The following is a 14,579-nucleotide window of genomic DNA, read 5'->3' as shown; positions in this document are numbered from 1 at the left end:
AGGGAGGATGCCCGCAGTTGGCTGTACAACTAGGGGCGGGCTCATTCATCCGAAGGTCAGCGACCGGGACGTGAACGGCGCGTGACGGGGCATCGGGCGGTTCGGGAACTCCGTGGCGCGACCGGCTCCGGACATGCGCGGAGGGCCGCGACGGGTGATCCGTCGCGGCCCTCGGGGGCGGGCTCGCGGTGCGGCCTTGCGGCGGCCTTGAGGCCGGGGCCTCGGGCCGGGGCGATCAGGCCAGGGCGAGGAAGAGCTTCTCCAGTTCGGCCTCGCTCATCGGCGCGCCGTCCTCGTCGGCGGCGGCCATGCACTGGCGCATCCCGCTCGCCACGATCTTGAACCCGGCCCGGTCCAGGGCGCGCGAGACGGCGGCGAGCTGGGTGACCACGTCCTTGCAGTCCCGCCCCGCCTCGATCATCGCGATCACCCCGGCCAACTGGCCCTGGGCCCGACGCAGTCGGTTCAGGACCGCGCCGACCGCCTCCTCGTCCACCTGCATGTCCGGGCCGCCTTTCACCTCGACTGTCGATGGACAAGTGTACCCGGTGGGGTATTCATTCCCGGCTGGACGAAGATCGTCCCGCAGCGGGCGGCGGGATCAGCGCCGGGCCAGCCGCCGCTCGCCCGCGGCGCCCGTCGCGTACGGCAGCTCGTAGTACGCGAACACCTCGGGCTCGTCGGTGGCGGGCAGGATGTCGTCGGTGCCGATCGCCGGGGCGTCCTTGACCTTGCTCCGCGGGTGCGCCACCCGCAGGTAGGCCGGACCGGCCACCGCCCCCTCCAGCGGGACGAAGGCCAGGCGGCGCTTGGCCATCACGCCGATCGTGACGGTGGCGAAGAACGGCTCGTCGGTGGACGTCTCGACGTAGACCGACTCCAGCGTGCCGATCCGCTTGCCGTTCTCGTCGACCACGTCCTGGCCCCGCCACTCGCGGATGTCTGCCATAGCGATTCCCATGGACCCGGACCTCCCGTGTCACGCGCTGCCACTGCCGTCGGCCCCTGCCGCCGGCCCCCGGAGTTCCCATCCTCCGCCGGGACCGCCGCCGGGGCACCACGAAAGGGACATACGGGGGCGAGCCGGCCAACCGCCACCAGGGCACTGACCTGGGCTTTAGGCTGTCCGCCGACGTTCGGGAACAGCCCGCCCGGGGAGCGCCCCGGCCGGGACGGCCAGAGGGGCGGCAGGCATGGGGTACACGAGCATGTGGGAGTCCGGCGACCCCCGGATACCGGCCGACCTGCGGCCCGACACGCCCCACCCGGCCCGGATGTACGACTACTACCTGGGCGGCAAGGACAACTTCCCCGCCGACCGCGCCGCCGCCGAGAAGGCGCTCGCCGCCAACCCGGAGTTCCGCTCCACCGCCCGGGCCAACCGGGGCTTCCTGACCCGGGCGGTGCGCTGCGTCGCCGGGCTGGGCGTCGACCAGTTCCTCGACGTCGGCACCGGCATCCCCACCGCCGGCAACACCCACGAGATCGCCCGGGCCGTGGACCCGGCCGCCCGGGTCGTCTACGTCGACAACGACCCGATCGTGCTCAGCCACGCCCGCGCGCTGATGGCGGGCTCCGGGCCCGGACGCACCACCGTGCTGCGGGCCGACCTGCGGGAGCCGGCGGCGGTGCTGGAGGCCGTCCGGGCCGAGGGGCTGCTCGACTTCTCCCGGCCGGTCGGGCTGGTGCTCGCCGCCGTGCTGCACTTCCTGCGCGACGAGGACGAGCCGTACCGGGCGGTGGCCACGCTGCTCGCCGCCCTGCCGTCCGGCAGCCACCTGGTGCTCTCGCACGGCACGGCCGACTTCATCCCCGCCGCGGTGCGGGACCGGGTCACCGGCGTGTACGACAAGGCGACCGCGCCGCTGGTCGGGCGGAGCCGGGAGCAGGTGCGGGAGTTCTTCGACGGGCTGGAGCTGCTGGAGCCCGGGGTGGTCACCGTTCCGCTCTGGCGGCCGGAGGGGGAACCGGCCCCGGGCGCGGAGCGGGTGAGCATGTACGGCGCGGTGGCGCGCAAGACCTGACCCGGCGTCACATGCGGTGCGGTGGAACGGGGTGGTGCTGGCCGGAGTGCCGATTGGGGGGTTTTTACCACCGCCCCGGCCCCGGGGCCCCGGCTACTGTCGTCGGGACGGCTCCGGAGCGGGGCGGTCGCACGGGGTCAGCACGCCACGCACGCGCATGACTTGGGGGGAACCACCATGGTCCACGACCGCCGCCACGTCCACCGACTCACCTACCGCTACGCCGGGGTCGTCCTGGCCGCCGGGCTCGCCACCGCGGTGCTCACCGCCTGCGATCCGGTCGGCACCTCGTTCAGCGACGACGCGACCGTGTCCGACAAGGTCACCGCGGTCAAGCTCGACAACTCCTCCGGGGACGTCACCGTCCACGGCAGGACCGGCACCGGGGGCGTCTCCGTCCACCGGAAGATCACGTACCACAGCGGCAAGCCCGGCACGAGCACCCGGGTCGACGGCGGGGTGCTGGTCCTCGGCGGCTGCGGGCACAACTGCTCGGTGGACTACACCGTCGAGCTGCCCGCCGGACTGCCGGTCAGCGGCGGCACCTCCGCCGGCGGGATCCACCTCTCCCAGATCGGCGAGGTCTCCGTCCACACCGACGCCGGGGACATCTCCGTCGACCAGGCCGCCGGCTCGGTCGACGTGCGCACCAACAACGGTGAGATCAAGGGAACTTCGCTCAAGGGCGACCGGATCCAGGCCAAGACCGACAACGGCGGGATCAACCTCACCCCCGGCAAGGCCCAGGACATCAAGGCCAGCACCTCCAACGGCGAGATCCACGTCACCGTCCCCGCCGGCTCCTACCACGTGAGCGCCGGGACGGACATCGGCGAGAAGCACATCGGCGTCCAGAACGACCCCAACGGCAAGTACAAGCTGGACCTGGGCACGGACATCGGCGACATCACCGTCAAGACCGGCTGACCGGCCCCGGGCCGGGGGCGCCGGCGCTCCGGGGGCGCGTGTCGGTCCGCGCGCACCCGGAGCGGGCGGGGCAGAGGGCCGGAGGGTCAGAGGGCGGTCTGGACCTCGGCGCGGTGGCGGATGTACTCGTCGGGGTGGGAGCGGGCGATGGTGACCGCCGCCTCCACCAGGGTGTGCAGGTCGGCCGGGTAGGCGCGCGGCACCAGGGGCAGGCCGGGCAGGATGCAGCGGCGGACGTCCAGGTCCTCGTTGCCGACGAACTCCCGCAGTGCGGCCCGGTTCCAGCTGTCGCGGACCGTGGCGCCCTCGTCGGCGGTCGCGTGCCGGCCACCGCGGACCGTCAGCGCCGTCCAGTACCAGGCCCGGGCGGCGCCCGCCCGCTCCGGGTTGGTGCCGGTCCGCAGGTAGTCGAGCAGGGCCAGCCGGACCCGGCGCTGGCCGAAGGCGATCAGGGCGGGCTCGACGAAGCGGCGGTTGAAGCTCGGGTTGGGGTCGTGGACCGCCGCCTCCAACAGCGGCTCGAAGTACTCCTCGGGCAGCTCGGACCGGCCGGTGAGCGCCTTGTGGACCTCCCATCGGGCCGCACCGGCGTAGTCCGCCCCCGTCGCGACCTCGGCCCCGAGCACGCGGAGCAGACGCGCGAGCCGCAGCTCGAACGCCTGCGACCCGCCCCCCGTGCGCTCGGGCAACGGCTGGAGAATCCGCACCTCGCCGGCCGTGTCCTTGGTTTCCACGAACATCCTCCTCATTCTGAGTCATCGGAAGACTACTCGCTGATACACCAGTTCGGCGTCGGTTTTCGGCCAGGACCGGATCTTGAACGGCTTCCGCGACGGAGGATTGACGTTGCGTCAGGCCGGGCGGCCGGGCGGGACCAGCCCGGACTGGTAGGCGATCGCGACGAGCTGGGCGCGGTCCCGGGCGTCCAGCTTGGACATCGCCCGGTGCACATGGGTCCGGACGGTGAACGGGCTGACGAACATCCGCTCGGCGATCTCCTCGTTGGTGAGCCCGGTGGCGGCCATCGACATCACCTCGCGCTCACGGGCGGTGAGCACGGCCAGCCGCTCGGCGGACGCGGCGGCGGCCGGGTCGGGCTGGGCGAGGAACTGCTCGATCACGGCGCGGGTGGCGGCGGGCGAGAGCAGGGCCTCGCCGGCCGCGACGGTGCGAACGGCGGCGAGCAGTTCCTTCGGGTCGGCGCCCTTGCCGAGGAAGCCCCCGGCGCCCGCGCGCAGCGCCTGGGCCACGTACTCGTCTATCTCGAAGGTGGTGAGGATGAGCACCCGGGTGCCGGAGAGCTCCTCGTCGGCGCAGATCTCGGCGGTGGCGCCGAGGCCGTCGGCGCCGGGCATCCGGATGTCCATCAGCACGAGGTCGGGCTTGGTGGCCCGGGCGAGTTCGACCGCCTCCCGGCCGTCGGCGGCCTCGCCGACCACCTCCATGTCCTCCTCGGCGTCGATCAGCATCCGGAAGGCGCCACGCAGCAGGGCCTGGTCGTCGGCGAGCAGCACGCGGATGGTCATGCGCGGTCCTTGTCCTTCCGGATGGCGTGATCGGGTCGGGTCGGGTCGGCGGGGGCGGCCCGGTCGGGGGAGCCGACGGGGCCGGTGGGGCGGTCGGAGTCCGTGGGGTGGCCGGAGCCGGTGGGGCGGACGGGCCGGACGGTGCAGTCGCGCCAGAAGGCGTGGGCGGGCCGGTCCCTGGCGGCGTTCGGGGCCGGGTGGCCCGGTCCGGGCGTGCTCACGGCCCGGGCGGTGTCCACCGCCGGGGGCGCGACGTCCTCCCGGGCACCGGTGCGCAGCGGGAGTTCGGCGGTGACCAGGTAGCCGCCGTCCGACTGCCGGTCGGCGGTGAGGCGGCCGCCCACGGCACCGGCCCGTTCGCGCATGCCGATCAGGCCGAAGCCGCTCTCGCCCGGGGCGGGCGGCGGCAGCAGGGCGGTGCGGGGGCGCCCGGGTCTGGTCGGGCGGCTGTTGGCGACGCTGACGGCGACCCGGCTGCCGCTGTAGGAGAGGGTGACCTCGGCGTCGGCGCCGTGGGCGTGCTTGGCGACGTTGGTCAGCGACTCCTGGACGATCCGGAAGGCGGTGAGGTCGACGCCGGGCGACAGCGGCCGGGCCTCCCCCTCGACGGCGAGCCGCACCGGCAGGCCCGCCCGTTCGAAGGCGTTGATCAGCTCGGGCAGCCGGTCGAGGCCGGGGGCGGGTTCGAGCGGGGCGGGTTCCTCCGCGCGGCGCAGCAGGCCGACGGTGGCGCGCAGCTCCTGGAGGGCGGAACCGGTGGCGTCGGTGATGTGGCTGAGCACCTCGCGGGCCTGCACCGGGTGGCTGTCCATGAGGTGGACGGCGATGCCGGCCTGGGCGTTGGCGAGGGCGATGTGGTGGGCGACGACGTCGTGGAGGTCGCGGGCGATCCGGATCCGCTCGTCGGCGACCCGACGGCGGGCCTCCTCCTCGCGGGTGCGTTCGGCGCGCTCGGCGCGTTCCTCGATGGCGGCGAGGTGGGCGCGGCGGTTGCGGATGGAATCGCCGAGGGCGCCGGGCAGCAGGGCCCAGGCGAGGACGCCGAGCCGCTCGCCGAGCGGGCCGCCGGGGCCGAGGAACAGCGATATCCCGCTGAGCAGGACGGCGGTGACGATGGAGGCGCGCAGCGCGGTGGCGCGGTCGGTACGGGTGGCGAGGGAGTAGAGCGCGAGCAGCAGCGGGGTCGCCAGCGTCGGGGTGAGCCGGGGGCTGACCACGGCGAGCAGCATCGTGCAGAGCAGCGTGACGGCGACCACGGCGCGCGGGTGGCGGCGGTGGAAGAACACGACCACCGCGGCGATCAGGGCGAGCAGGCCGGTGGGCAGGTCGACCGGGGCGAAGCGCCCGCTGTTCTGGTCGATCGTGGCGCCGAGGGCGGTGATCCCGATCAGGGCCGTGCCGCCGGCGATGTCGAACGCCCGGGGGTGCTCACGGCGCAGGCGCTGCCAGGTGTCGCTCATCGTCCTGTTCTCCGGGTCGGGGTGCCCTGGCGGCACCCTCGCCGGGTTCTGCCAGTCGGTGTCGCGCCGCGCCCCGGTGCGGGGTGCGGAACGCCGAGCCGGGGCCTGCGCGCGGACGGCGGCCCCGACAGCAACGGTAACGGGTGGGGCTCGAACCGTTGTCCGAGCCGGGTGGCGCCGGGCCCAGGCCCGGACAGGACCTAGACGGTGACCGGCTCCTTGGCCGGTGCCGGTTCGGGGGCGGCGGTGTGCAGCTTGCTGCCCTCGACGTCGACGTCGGGTATCAGGCGGTCGAGCCAGCTCGGCAGCCACCAGGCGCGGCGGCCGAGCAGGGCGAGGACGGCCGGGACGATCGTCATCCGGACCACGAAGGCGTCGAAGGCGACGGCCGCGGCGAGGCCCAGACCCATCATCTTGATCATCGGTTCGCTCATCCCGATGAAGCCCGCGAAGACGGCGATCATGATGAAGGCGGCCGCGGTGACCACCCGGGCGTTGTGCCGGAATCCGGTGACGATGGCCTCGCCCGGCTCCTCGCCGTGGACGAAGGCCTCACGGATCCGGGTGACCAGGAACACCTCGTAGTCCATGGCGAGGCCGAAGACCACGCCGATCATGAAGATCGGCATCATGCTCATCACCGGACCGGTCTGCTCCACGCCGATCAGGTCGGCCAGCCAGCCCCACTGGAAGACCGCGACGACCGCGCCGAGCGCGGCGGCCACCGAGAGCAGGAAGCCGAGCGCCGCCTTGAGCGGGACGAGGACGGAGCGGAAGACCACCAGCAGCAGCAGGACGGCCAGGCCGACGACCACGGCGAGGTAGGGCAGCATCGCGTCGCTGAGCTTCTGCGAGACGTCGATGTTCATCGCCGTCGTACCGCTGACCAGCACCGTCGCCCCGGTGGAGGCCTTGAGGCCGGCCGCCTGGCCGCGGATGGTGTGGACCAGGTCCTTGGTCGCGCTCTCGGCCGGGCCGGTGGCCGGAATGGCGTTGAGCAGGGCGGTGTCCCCCGCCTTGTTGAACATCGGCGGCGTGACCGTGACCACGCCCGGCACGGCCGAGACGCTCTTGGCGACCTCGCCGGCGGCGGCCTTCGGGTCCGCGGTGCCCTTGACGTCCACCAGGACGGTCAGCGGCCCGTTGAAGCCGGGGCCGAAGCCCTCGGACAGCAGGTCGTAGGCGCGGCGCTGGGTGGTGGAGGTGGGCTTGGCCTCGTCCCCGGGCAGGCCGAGGCGCAGGTCGAGCGCGGGAGCGGCGAGCACGCCGAGGCCGACCACGCCGAGCAGCAGCACCGCGAGCGGGCGGCGCACGATGAACCGGGCCCAGCGGGAGCCGCCGTTCTCCTTGGCGCCGACCGGCCGCGCCGCGCCGTCGCCGTCGGCCTGGGCCTTGCGGGTCTTGCGGGGCAGCGCCCGGCGGCCGATGAAGCCCAGCAGCGCGGGCACCAGGGTGAGCGCGACCAGCACGGCGATGACGACCGTCCCGGCGGCGGCCATGCCCATCTTGGCGAGCATCGGGATGCCGACCACGGAGAGCCCGGCGAGGGCGATCACCACGGTCAGGCCGGCGAAGACCACCGCGGAGCCGGCGGTGCCGATGGCCCGGCCGGCCGCCTCCTGCTGGGTGCGGCCCTCGGCGAGCTCGGCCCGGTAGCGGGACACGATGAACAGGGCGTAGTCGATGCCGACCGCGAGGCCGAGCATCATGGCGAGCGTGCCGGTGGTCGAGGAGAGGCCGAGCACGCTGCCGAACGCGGTGATCAGCGACATGCCGAGGCCGACGCCGATCACGGCGGTGAGCAGCGGCAGGCCGGCGGCGACCAGCGAACCGAAGGTGATCACCAGGACGACGGCGGACAGCGCCATGCCGATCGCCTCGCTGCTGCCGCCCGCGTCGGGCTTGGCCATCAGCGCGTTGCCGCCGATCTCGACCTTGAGCCCGGCGTCCCGGCCGTGCTGGGCGGCCTGCTGGAGGGCGTCGGTGGCGCCCTTGGACACCTCGCCCGCCTTGGCGGAGTAGCTGACCGTCGCGTAGGCCGTCGAGCCGTCCTTGGAGACCGCGCCCGGCATCTTGAACGGGTCCACCGCGGCCGTGACCTGCTCGCCGTGGGCGAGCTCGGCGACCGTCTTCTCGACGGCCTGCTGGTTCGGCCCGGCGGTGATCTTCTGCCCGGAGGGCGCGACGAACACCAGGCGGGCCGAGGCGCCGTCGGCGTGACCGCCGGGGAAGCGCTCGTTCATCAGGTCGAAGGCCTTCTGCGCCTCCGTGCCGGGCATCGAGAATCCGTCGTCGGGTGCGGCGGGCGCCTTCGCCGCCAGGACTCCGGCGAGCGCCAGCACGGCGACCCAGAGCAGGGTCACCAGCCGGCGCCGGGCGAAGGCCCATCGGCCAAGGCGGTACAGGATCGTTGCCACGGGGGAACGGGCTCCTTCGGATTCGGAAGCAGGTGCGCGGAGGGGACGGGTGCGGGAACGGGCCCCCCGGAGGCGGTCCGCTCGCAGCATGACCAATCCTTGATCGCCGACCCCTGCTCCGTCGTCGTCCCTGCGCAGGCCGTTTGCGTACTGCGGACGCAGTAGGGCCCTCCCCCGTACGGAGGAGCGCACGCCCCGCACCGGGAGCAGCCGGGAGCAGCCCGTTGGCCTGCGGCGGGAGCAGTCCCGGGTCACCCGGCCGGCCGGTGACGACGGGCCGCGACCGCCCCGGCCCAGTAGCGTGATGGGCCACTGGCCCGACCGTTTTGCCCCGGTCCGGGCCGACCCGTCCCGATCGGTGCTGACCCCAGCCCGCCGCCGGAGGTGCCCCATGGGCGTGCCAGCCGCCCGCATCGTGTTCGACGAGAACGACCGCGCTGCCGTCGCCGACGCCGTGACCGAGATGCTCACCACCGGTGCCCTCACCCTCGGCCCGTGGACCGAGCGGTTCGAGCAGGCCTTCGCCGCCGAGCACGGCGCCTCGCACGCCGTCGCGGTGAGCAGCGGCACGGCGGCCCTGGAGATCGTCCTGCGCGGTGTCGACGTGCGCGGCCGCGACGTGGTCGTCCCCGCCGTCACCTTCTACGCCACGGCCGGCGCCGTGGTGCACGCGGGCGGCCGCCCGGTGTTCGCGGACGTCGACCCGGCCACCCTGGCGCTCTCCCCGGAGACCCTGGCCGCCGCCCTCACCCCGGATACCGCAGCCGTCGTACTCGTCCACATCGGCGGGCTCGTCACGCCGGACGTGGACGCCCTGCGCGAGCTCTGCGACCAGCGCGGCATCCCGCTGGTCGAGGACGCCGCGCACGCCCACGGCAGCAGCCTGGGCGGCCGGGCCGCCGGGACCTTCGGCCTGGCCGGGGCCTTCTCCTTCTACCCGACCAAGGTCACCACCAGCGGCGAGGGCGGCATGATCCTCACCGAGTCGCCCGAGCTGCGCGACGAGGCCCGGATCCACCGCGACCAGGGCAAGGGCTCCTTCGGCACCAACCACCACGTCCGGCTCGGGTACTCCTGGCGGATGAGCGAGCTGCACGCCGCCGTCGGCGCCGTGCACCTGCGCCGGCTCAAGGAGTTCATCGAGACCCGCCGGGCCGTCGCCCGCCGCTACGACTCGGCGCTGGCCGGCGTCGACGGCCTGCGGCCGGTGCTCGAACCGCCCGGCAGCCGCGGCAACTACTACAAGTACGTGGCGCTGCTGGCGCCCGGCGTCGACCGCGCCGCCTTCAAGAAGGCGGTGGCCGAGGAGTACGGGGTGCGGATGTCCGGCGAGGTCTACGACCTGCCGCTGCACCTCCAGCCCGTCCTCGCCCCCTACCGGGGAGGTCCGCTGCCGGTGGCCGAGGACGTCTGCGCCCGGCAGGTCTGCCTGCCGGTGCACTCCGACATGACCGAGGACGAGACGGAGCTGGTCGTCGAGGCCGTCTCCACCGTGCACCGGCGGATGGCCGGCTAGCCGGCCTGCCGCGTAGCCGGACAGCCGGACAGACCGGACAGCCGGACCGAAAGGAGCAAGACCGTGCGGATAGCCGTCACCGGGGGCTGCGGGTTCATCGGCTCACACGTCGTGGACCACCTGATCGCGGCCGGCCACGAGGTGCTCGCCGTGGACACCACCGACAAGTACCTCAACCCCGACGCCGAACACGCCCGCCTCGACATCCTCGACCTGCCCGCGCTGACCTCGGCGCTGGCCGGCAGCGAGGTGGTCTACCACCTGGCCGCGATGGCCGACGTCGAGCAGGTGTCCGCCGACCCCGTCCGGGCGGTGCGGACCAACATCGACGGCACCGAGGCCGTCCTGGAGGCCGCCCGGCGCAGCGGACTGAGCCGCACCGTCCTGGCGAGCACCGTCTGGGTCTACGGAGCAGCCCTCACCGACGACCAACTCGACGGCGGGGAACAGGAGTTGGACGAGCACGTACCGATCGAGCTAGAACACAGCGGGCACCTGTACGTGGCCACCAAACTCGCCGCCGAGATGCTGGTGCACAGCTACCGCGAGCTCTACGGGCAGCACTTCACCATCCTGCGCTACGGCATCCCGTACGGGCCGCGGATGCGCGACGAACTGGTCGTCGCCCGGTTCGTCCAGGCCGCGCTGGAGGGGCGGCCGATCACCATCGCCGGGGACGGCCGGCAGAGCCGCAACTTCGTCTACGTCGAGGACCTCGCCGACGCCCACGTCCGCGCCCTCTCCCCCGCCGCCGAGGACCAGACCTTCGCCCTGGAGGGCTCCACGGCCGTCTCGGTGCGCGACATCGCCGACACCGTCGACCGGCTGCTCGGGCCGGTCACCATCGAGCACATCGACGGGCGCAAGGCCGACTACACCGGGCGGCGGATCTCCTCCGCCCAGGCCAAACGGCTGCTCGGCTGGTCGCCGAGGACCCAGTTCGCCGACGGCGTGCACCGCTACGCCGACTGGTACCGGGCCGGCGCCGCCGCCCCCGCCGCCGGCTGACCCGGAACGCCCGATGCCGCACGCCCTGCTGGTCTCCGGCTCGCTCGGCCAGGGCCACGACGTGATGGCCCAGGCCTGCGCCGACACCCTGCGCGAGCGCGGCTGGAGCACCGCCACCGTGGACGCGATGGCGCTGCTCGGGCAGCGGTCGGGCGCCGCCGGGGAAGCCGTCTTCCGGCGGCTGCTCGACCTGCCCGGGGTCTACGACGCGTTCCACTTCTCGGCGCTGCGCCCGGGCGCCCGGCTCGCCCTGCTCGCCGACGCGGCCGCGCGCAGCCGACTCGTCCCAGCGCTCGGCGCGCTCGTCGAGGCGCAGCGGCCGCAGCTGGTGGTCTCGGTGTTCGCCACCGCCAGCTCGGCGGTCAACCGGCTGCCGGGGCGGGAGTTCCGGCACTTCGTGTTCTGCACCGACGTCACCCCGCACCGGCTCTGGGTGCAGGAGGGCACCGACCTGTTCCTGGTCACCTCCGAGGTCGCCGCCTGCGCCGTGCGCCGCTACCGGCCCGACGCCGACGTCGCCGTGCTGCCCGCGCCGCTGCGGCAGCCGTTCTACCGGCCGCCCGGCCGGGCCGAGGCCCGGGCCGACCTGGGTGTGCCGGCGGACGCCGGGTGCGTGCTGCTGATGTCCGGCTCCTGGGGGCTCGGGCCGATCGCCCGCACCGCCGCCTCGCTGGCCGCCACCGGGCCGCACGTGCTCGCCGTGGCCGGGCGCAACCGGGAGCTGGAACTGCGGCTGCGGGCGGCCGCCCGCCGGGAACCGCGGCTGCACGCCTTCGGCTACACCGACCGGATCCCGGCCCTGATGGCCGCCGCCGACCTGGTCGTCACCAGCTCCGGCGACACCTGCAGCGAGGCCAGGGCCCTCGGGCGCCGGCTGCTGCTGCTCGACGTCGTCCAGGGCCACGGGCGGGACAACCTCCAGCACGAACTGGAGCTCGGCCATGCCGACGTGGCCACCGCGCGCCCGGCCGAGGTGGTCCGCAACGCGCTGGCCGCGCTGGGCCGACCCGAGCCCGACCCCTCGCCCGGCGCCACCCCGGACGCCTGGAGCAAGGGCTTCGGCGCGGCCCTGGAGCGGGTGGGACTGGGGTGAGCGGCCCTCAGCCGCCGTGGGCCTCGGGGTTCACCGTGCAGAAGAAGACCCGGCTGCGCTCCCGGTCGAAGAAGAACGACCCGGTGTACCGGCCGTGGGTGACCGAGCGGTCGTAGTCCTCGCTGTGCAGCCAGGTCGCCTGCCGGCCGTCGCCCAACTCCCTTTCCAGCACGTCCGGGAGGCCCGGGCAGCCGAGCGGCCCCGGCTGCCAGCTGCCGCCCCCGCTCCCGCTCCCGGTGATCGCGGCGAGCGTGGCGGGCTCGATCCCGGCGAAGCCGTCCACGCGCACATCGGTCGGGCCCGGTACCGCCGCCCGGGCGTCACCGGGCCCGCCGCCCAGCACCGCGCCGACCCACGTCGCTCCGGACAGCGGGCCCAGCTCCGGGAAGCGGCGCTGCAACGGCTCGGTGTCCGAGCGGAGTCGGGCCGGGGTCGGGGCGGTCGTGGCCGGACCGTCCCCGCCGGCCGACGAGCAGCCCGAGACCAGCGCCCCCGCAACGAGCACCCCCACGACCGCCACCGGCAGCACGGACGCCAGGGCCGCCGGCCCGACACGGGTACCGACCCGCTTCGACAACTCTCCGACCCCCACCTGGAATTGCCGACCGCATCGGGTGCGGTCGGACGGCTTCAAGGGAGGGTAAAGCGTCGGCAAGGCCCTGGTCCAGGAGCTTCCGGGCGCTTCCGGGCGCTTCCGGGCACTTCCGGGCGCGAACCCTAGGCCGGGATGTAGGTCGGGCCCTGGGTGTCCCGGATGTCCTGGGCGCCCTGGACGGTGGCGGTGGCGGTGCCGTAGCGGTCCGGGCCCGCCTGGGCCTGGGCGTCGGCGTCCGGCGCGACGGCTCCGCTCAGGGCCGCCGTGACGATGCCGGCCGCCGCGATCGCGTGCGCCAGTCCGCCTGACCAGTCGGGCATGGCTGCCTCCCCCGTTGTCGGCGCGCCCGCCCCCGTGGTGGGCGCGACCTCGTCGATGGTCCCAACTACCGTGCGCCGTGGGCAAGGGGTGGGACGGCGTGGTCCCGCAGCGGGCCGAGGGTCAGGGCGCGGGCGCGGCAGTGGGCGGCGATCAGCGGGAGGGCGGCCAGGGTGGCGCGCCAGGAGTCCGGGGCGGAGGTGCAGTCGGAGTCGTGCAGCAGGAGGGTGGCGCCGGCGGTGAGGCCGGGGCGGGCGGTGGCGTAGACGGACTCGCCGGTGGCCTCGGCCGTCCAGTCCCGCCCCCAGGCCGTCCACAGCACGGTGCGCAGGCCCAGCCGGCGGGCGGCCAGCGCCGGACCGGCCGTCAGTACGCCGTACGGCGGGCGGTACCAGTGCGGGCGGACGCCGCACAGGTCGGTCACCGCCTCGGCGGCGCGGCGCAGTTCGCGCAGGTCGCGGGCCGGGGCCGGGTACCACTGCTGCCGGTGGTGCCAGCCGTGCACGGCCACCTCGTGGCCGCGCAGCACCAGGTCCCGGCCGAGGTCCGGGGCCCGTTCCAGCATCCCGCCGAGCAGGAAGAAGGTGGCGCGGGCGCCGAGGGCGTCGAGGGCGTCCAGGACGTACGGGGTGCTGCGCGGGTCGGGGCCGTCGTCGAAGGTGAGGGCGAGGTGGCCCGGGGCGGTGCCGTACCCGGCGGTGCCGCGGGCCAGGGTGCGGCGCAGCGGCGGGAGGCGGACCGCTGCCGGGGCGAGGTGCAGGAACTCCAGGCCGGCCGCGAGGGCGAGGCCGGTGCCCGCCCGACGGGCCAGGGTCGCCAGGGGGGCCGGCGGAGCCGGGGGTCTCACCCGAAGCGGGCGGCCATCCGGCGGAACACGCCGGGCGCGACCCCGTGGATCCGGGCCGGGAAGCCGAGCCAGTGCGGGACGTAGAGGCGGTCCCGCTCGGTGGTGATGGTCGCGACCACGGTGTCCGCGACCCGCTCCGCCGAGACCGGGCGCGGGCGTTCGCGCTGGTACGGGGTGCCGCGGCGGTCGAAGAACGGGGTGTCCACCGCGCCGGGCAGGACGAGGCGGACGCCGACCCCGGTACCGCGCAGTTCGTACCAGAGGCTCTCGGCGAACATCGTCAGTCCGCCCTTGGTGGCCGAGTAGCCGGACTCGTCGCGCACGCCGACCTGGCCCGCCATCGAGCCGAGCAGCACGATCCGGCCGTGCCGGCGCTCCAGCATCCCGGGCAGCAGCAGCCGGATCAGCCGCAGCGGGGCGGCCAGGTTGACCTCGATCATCCGGTCGAGGGTGTCGGACGGGGTGTCGGCGAACGGGCCGCGCCAGCCGAGGCCGGCGCTGGCGACCAGGACGTCCACCCGCCCGGCGGCGGCGAGCGCGGCCTCGGCGAGGCGGGCGGCGCCGTCCGGCTTGTTCAGGTCCTCGGGGAGGGCGACGCCGCCGGTGCGTTCGGCGAGGGCGTCGAGGCGGGTGCGGTCGGTGCCGGAGAGCAGGGTCCGCCAGTTCGCGTCGGCCAGTCGGGTGGCGGTGGCCAGGCCGATGCCCGAGGAGGCGCCGGTGATCAGGGCGACGGGGCGGTCGGTCGACCCCGAGCGCCGGGGCCGGGCCTGGGCGTCCTCCGACGTCACGGCTTCCTCCGTCATCGCGCACCTGCCGGGTCCGTGGGCGTTCTGCCGTCCGTTTTGTCC

15 protein-coding genes are annotated in these 14,579 nt (G+C 74.6%); 5 read left to right on the top strand and 10 right to left on the bottom strand.

Annotated features, from left to right (window positions below):
* Nucleotides 1–235: 235 nt before the first annotated feature.
* Together ACFC1T_RS12225 and ACFC1T_RS12220 are read right to left on the bottom strand one after the other, a co-directional pair.
* A complete protein-coding gene (locus ACFC1T_RS12225; protein WP_030553044.1) occupies nucleotides 236–502 on the bottom strand; it encodes a metal-sensitive transcriptional regulator in 267 nt (88 codons plus the stop codon).
* Nucleotides 503–601: 99 nt separating this feature from the next.
* Nucleotides 602–949 carry a PRC-barrel domain-containing protein gene (locus tag ACFC1T_RS12220; protein WP_375886992.1) on the bottom strand — a complete coding sequence of 116 codons (348 nt, stop codon included), beginning with the start codon at nucleotides 947–949 and terminating at the stop codon, nucleotides 602–604.
* A 244-nt stretch (nucleotides 950–1,193) separates the two neighbouring features.
* Between ACFC1T_RS12220 and ACFC1T_RS12215 the strand changes: the two genes are divergently transcribed.
* Complete coding sequence (locus ACFC1T_RS12215; protein ID WP_375886990.1) at nucleotides 1,194–2,024, top strand: SAM-dependent methyltransferase; 831 nt, start codon at nucleotides 1,194–1,196, stop codon at nucleotides 2,022–2,024.
* 177 nt (nucleotides 2,025–2,201) lie between these two features.
* Nucleotides 2,202–2,951: a DUF4097 family beta strand repeat-containing protein gene (locus ACFC1T_RS12210; protein WP_375886988.1), complete on the top strand. Its 750-nt coding sequence runs from the start codon at nucleotides 2,202–2,204 to the stop codon at nucleotides 2,949–2,951.
* An 86-nt stretch (nucleotides 2,952–3,037) separates the two neighbouring features.
* On the opposite strand, the gene ACFC1T_RS12205 is transcribed toward ACFC1T_RS12210, so the two are convergent.
* The 4 genes from ACFC1T_RS12205 to ACFC1T_RS12190 form a co-directional block, all read right to left on the bottom strand.
* The gene (locus ACFC1T_RS12205; protein ID WP_375886986.1) at nucleotides 3,038–3,685 is read right to left on the bottom strand and encodes a hypothetical protein; all 648 of its coding nucleotides are present in this window, start codon (nucleotides 3,683–3,685) and stop codon (nucleotides 3,038–3,040) included.
* 117 nt (nucleotides 3,686–3,802) lie between these two features.
* Entirely contained in the window at nucleotides 3,803–4,477 is a 675-nt protein-coding gene (locus tag ACFC1T_RS12200) for a response regulator (protein WP_375886984.1), read from the bottom strand.
* The gene (locus tag ACFC1T_RS12195; RefSeq protein WP_375886982.1) at nucleotides 4,474–5,937 is read right to left on the bottom strand and encodes a sensor histidine kinase; all 1,464 of its coding nucleotides are present in this window, start codon (nucleotides 5,935–5,937) and stop codon (nucleotides 4,474–4,476) included. The genes ACFC1T_RS12200 and ACFC1T_RS12195 overlap by 4 nt, the downstream gene beginning before the upstream one ends.
* 200 nt (nucleotides 5,938–6,137) lie before the next feature.
* Nucleotides 6,138–8,354, bottom strand: coding sequence for an MMPL family transporter (locus tag ACFC1T_RS12190; RefSeq protein WP_375886981.1), 2,217 nt, complete (start codon nucleotides 8,352–8,354; stop codon nucleotides 6,138–6,140).
* A gap of 391 nt (nucleotides 8,355–8,745) precedes the next feature.
* Here ACFC1T_RS12190 and ACFC1T_RS12185 point away from each other — a divergent pair, with 391 nt between their 5' ends.
* The 3 genes from ACFC1T_RS12185 (at nucleotide 8,746) to ACFC1T_RS12175 (ending at nucleotide 11,971) form a co-directional block, all read left to right on the top strand.
* A complete protein-coding gene (locus ACFC1T_RS12185; protein WP_375886979.1) occupies nucleotides 8,746–9,870 on the top strand; it encodes a DegT/DnrJ/EryC1/StrS family aminotransferase in 1,125 nt (374 codons plus the stop codon).
* 63 nt (nucleotides 9,871–9,933) lie between these two features.
* The gene (locus ACFC1T_RS12180) at nucleotides 9,934–10,878 is read left to right on the top strand and encodes an NAD-dependent epimerase/dehydratase family protein (RefSeq protein WP_375886976.1); all 945 of its coding nucleotides are present in this window, start codon (nucleotides 9,934–9,936) and stop codon (nucleotides 10,876–10,878) included.
* 13 nt (nucleotides 10,879–10,891) lie between these two features.
* Complete coding sequence (locus ACFC1T_RS12175; RefSeq protein ID WP_375886974.1) at nucleotides 10,892–11,971, top strand: hypothetical protein; 1,080 nt, start codon at nucleotides 10,892–10,894, stop codon at nucleotides 11,969–11,971.
* Between the two features lie 7 nt (nucleotides 11,972–11,978).
* Here the strand turns inward: ACFC1T_RS12175 and ACFC1T_RS12170 are convergent, their stop codons facing one another.
* The 4 genes from ACFC1T_RS12170 to ACFC1T_RS12155 all read right to left on the bottom strand — a co-directional run bounded on the left by ACFC1T_RS12170 (nucleotide 11,979) and on the right by ACFC1T_RS12155 (nucleotide 14,534).
* Nucleotides 11,979–12,482: a hypothetical protein gene (locus ACFC1T_RS12170; protein ID WP_375886972.1), complete on the bottom strand. Its 504-nt coding sequence runs from the start codon at nucleotides 12,480–12,482 to the stop codon at nucleotides 11,979–11,981.
* A gap of 206 nt (nucleotides 12,483–12,688) precedes the next feature.
* Nucleotides 12,689–12,886: a hypothetical protein gene (locus ACFC1T_RS12165; protein ID WP_375886969.1), complete on the bottom strand. Its 198-nt coding sequence runs from the start codon at nucleotides 12,884–12,886 to the stop codon at nucleotides 12,689–12,691.
* A 65-nt stretch (nucleotides 12,887–12,951) separates the two neighbouring features.
* A complete protein-coding gene (locus ACFC1T_RS12160) occupies nucleotides 12,952–13,731 on the bottom strand; it encodes a polysaccharide deacetylase family protein (RefSeq protein WP_375886966.1) in 780 nt (259 codons plus the stop codon).
* Nucleotides 13,728–14,534: an SDR family NAD(P)-dependent oxidoreductase gene (locus ACFC1T_RS12155; RefSeq protein WP_375886965.1), complete on the bottom strand. Its 807-nt coding sequence runs from the start codon at nucleotides 14,532–14,534 to the stop codon at nucleotides 13,728–13,730. The genes ACFC1T_RS12160 and ACFC1T_RS12155 overlap by 4 nt, the downstream gene beginning before the upstream one ends.
* Between the last annotated feature and the right edge of the window lie 45 nt (nucleotides 14,535–14,579).

It is taken from the genome of Kitasatospora sp. NPDC056076, from assembly GCF_042266305.1.
GTDB lineage: Bacteria > Actinomycetota > Actinomycetes > Streptomycetales > Streptomycetaceae > Kitasatospora.
This window is presented reverse-complemented; position numbering and strand designations above follow the sequence as displayed.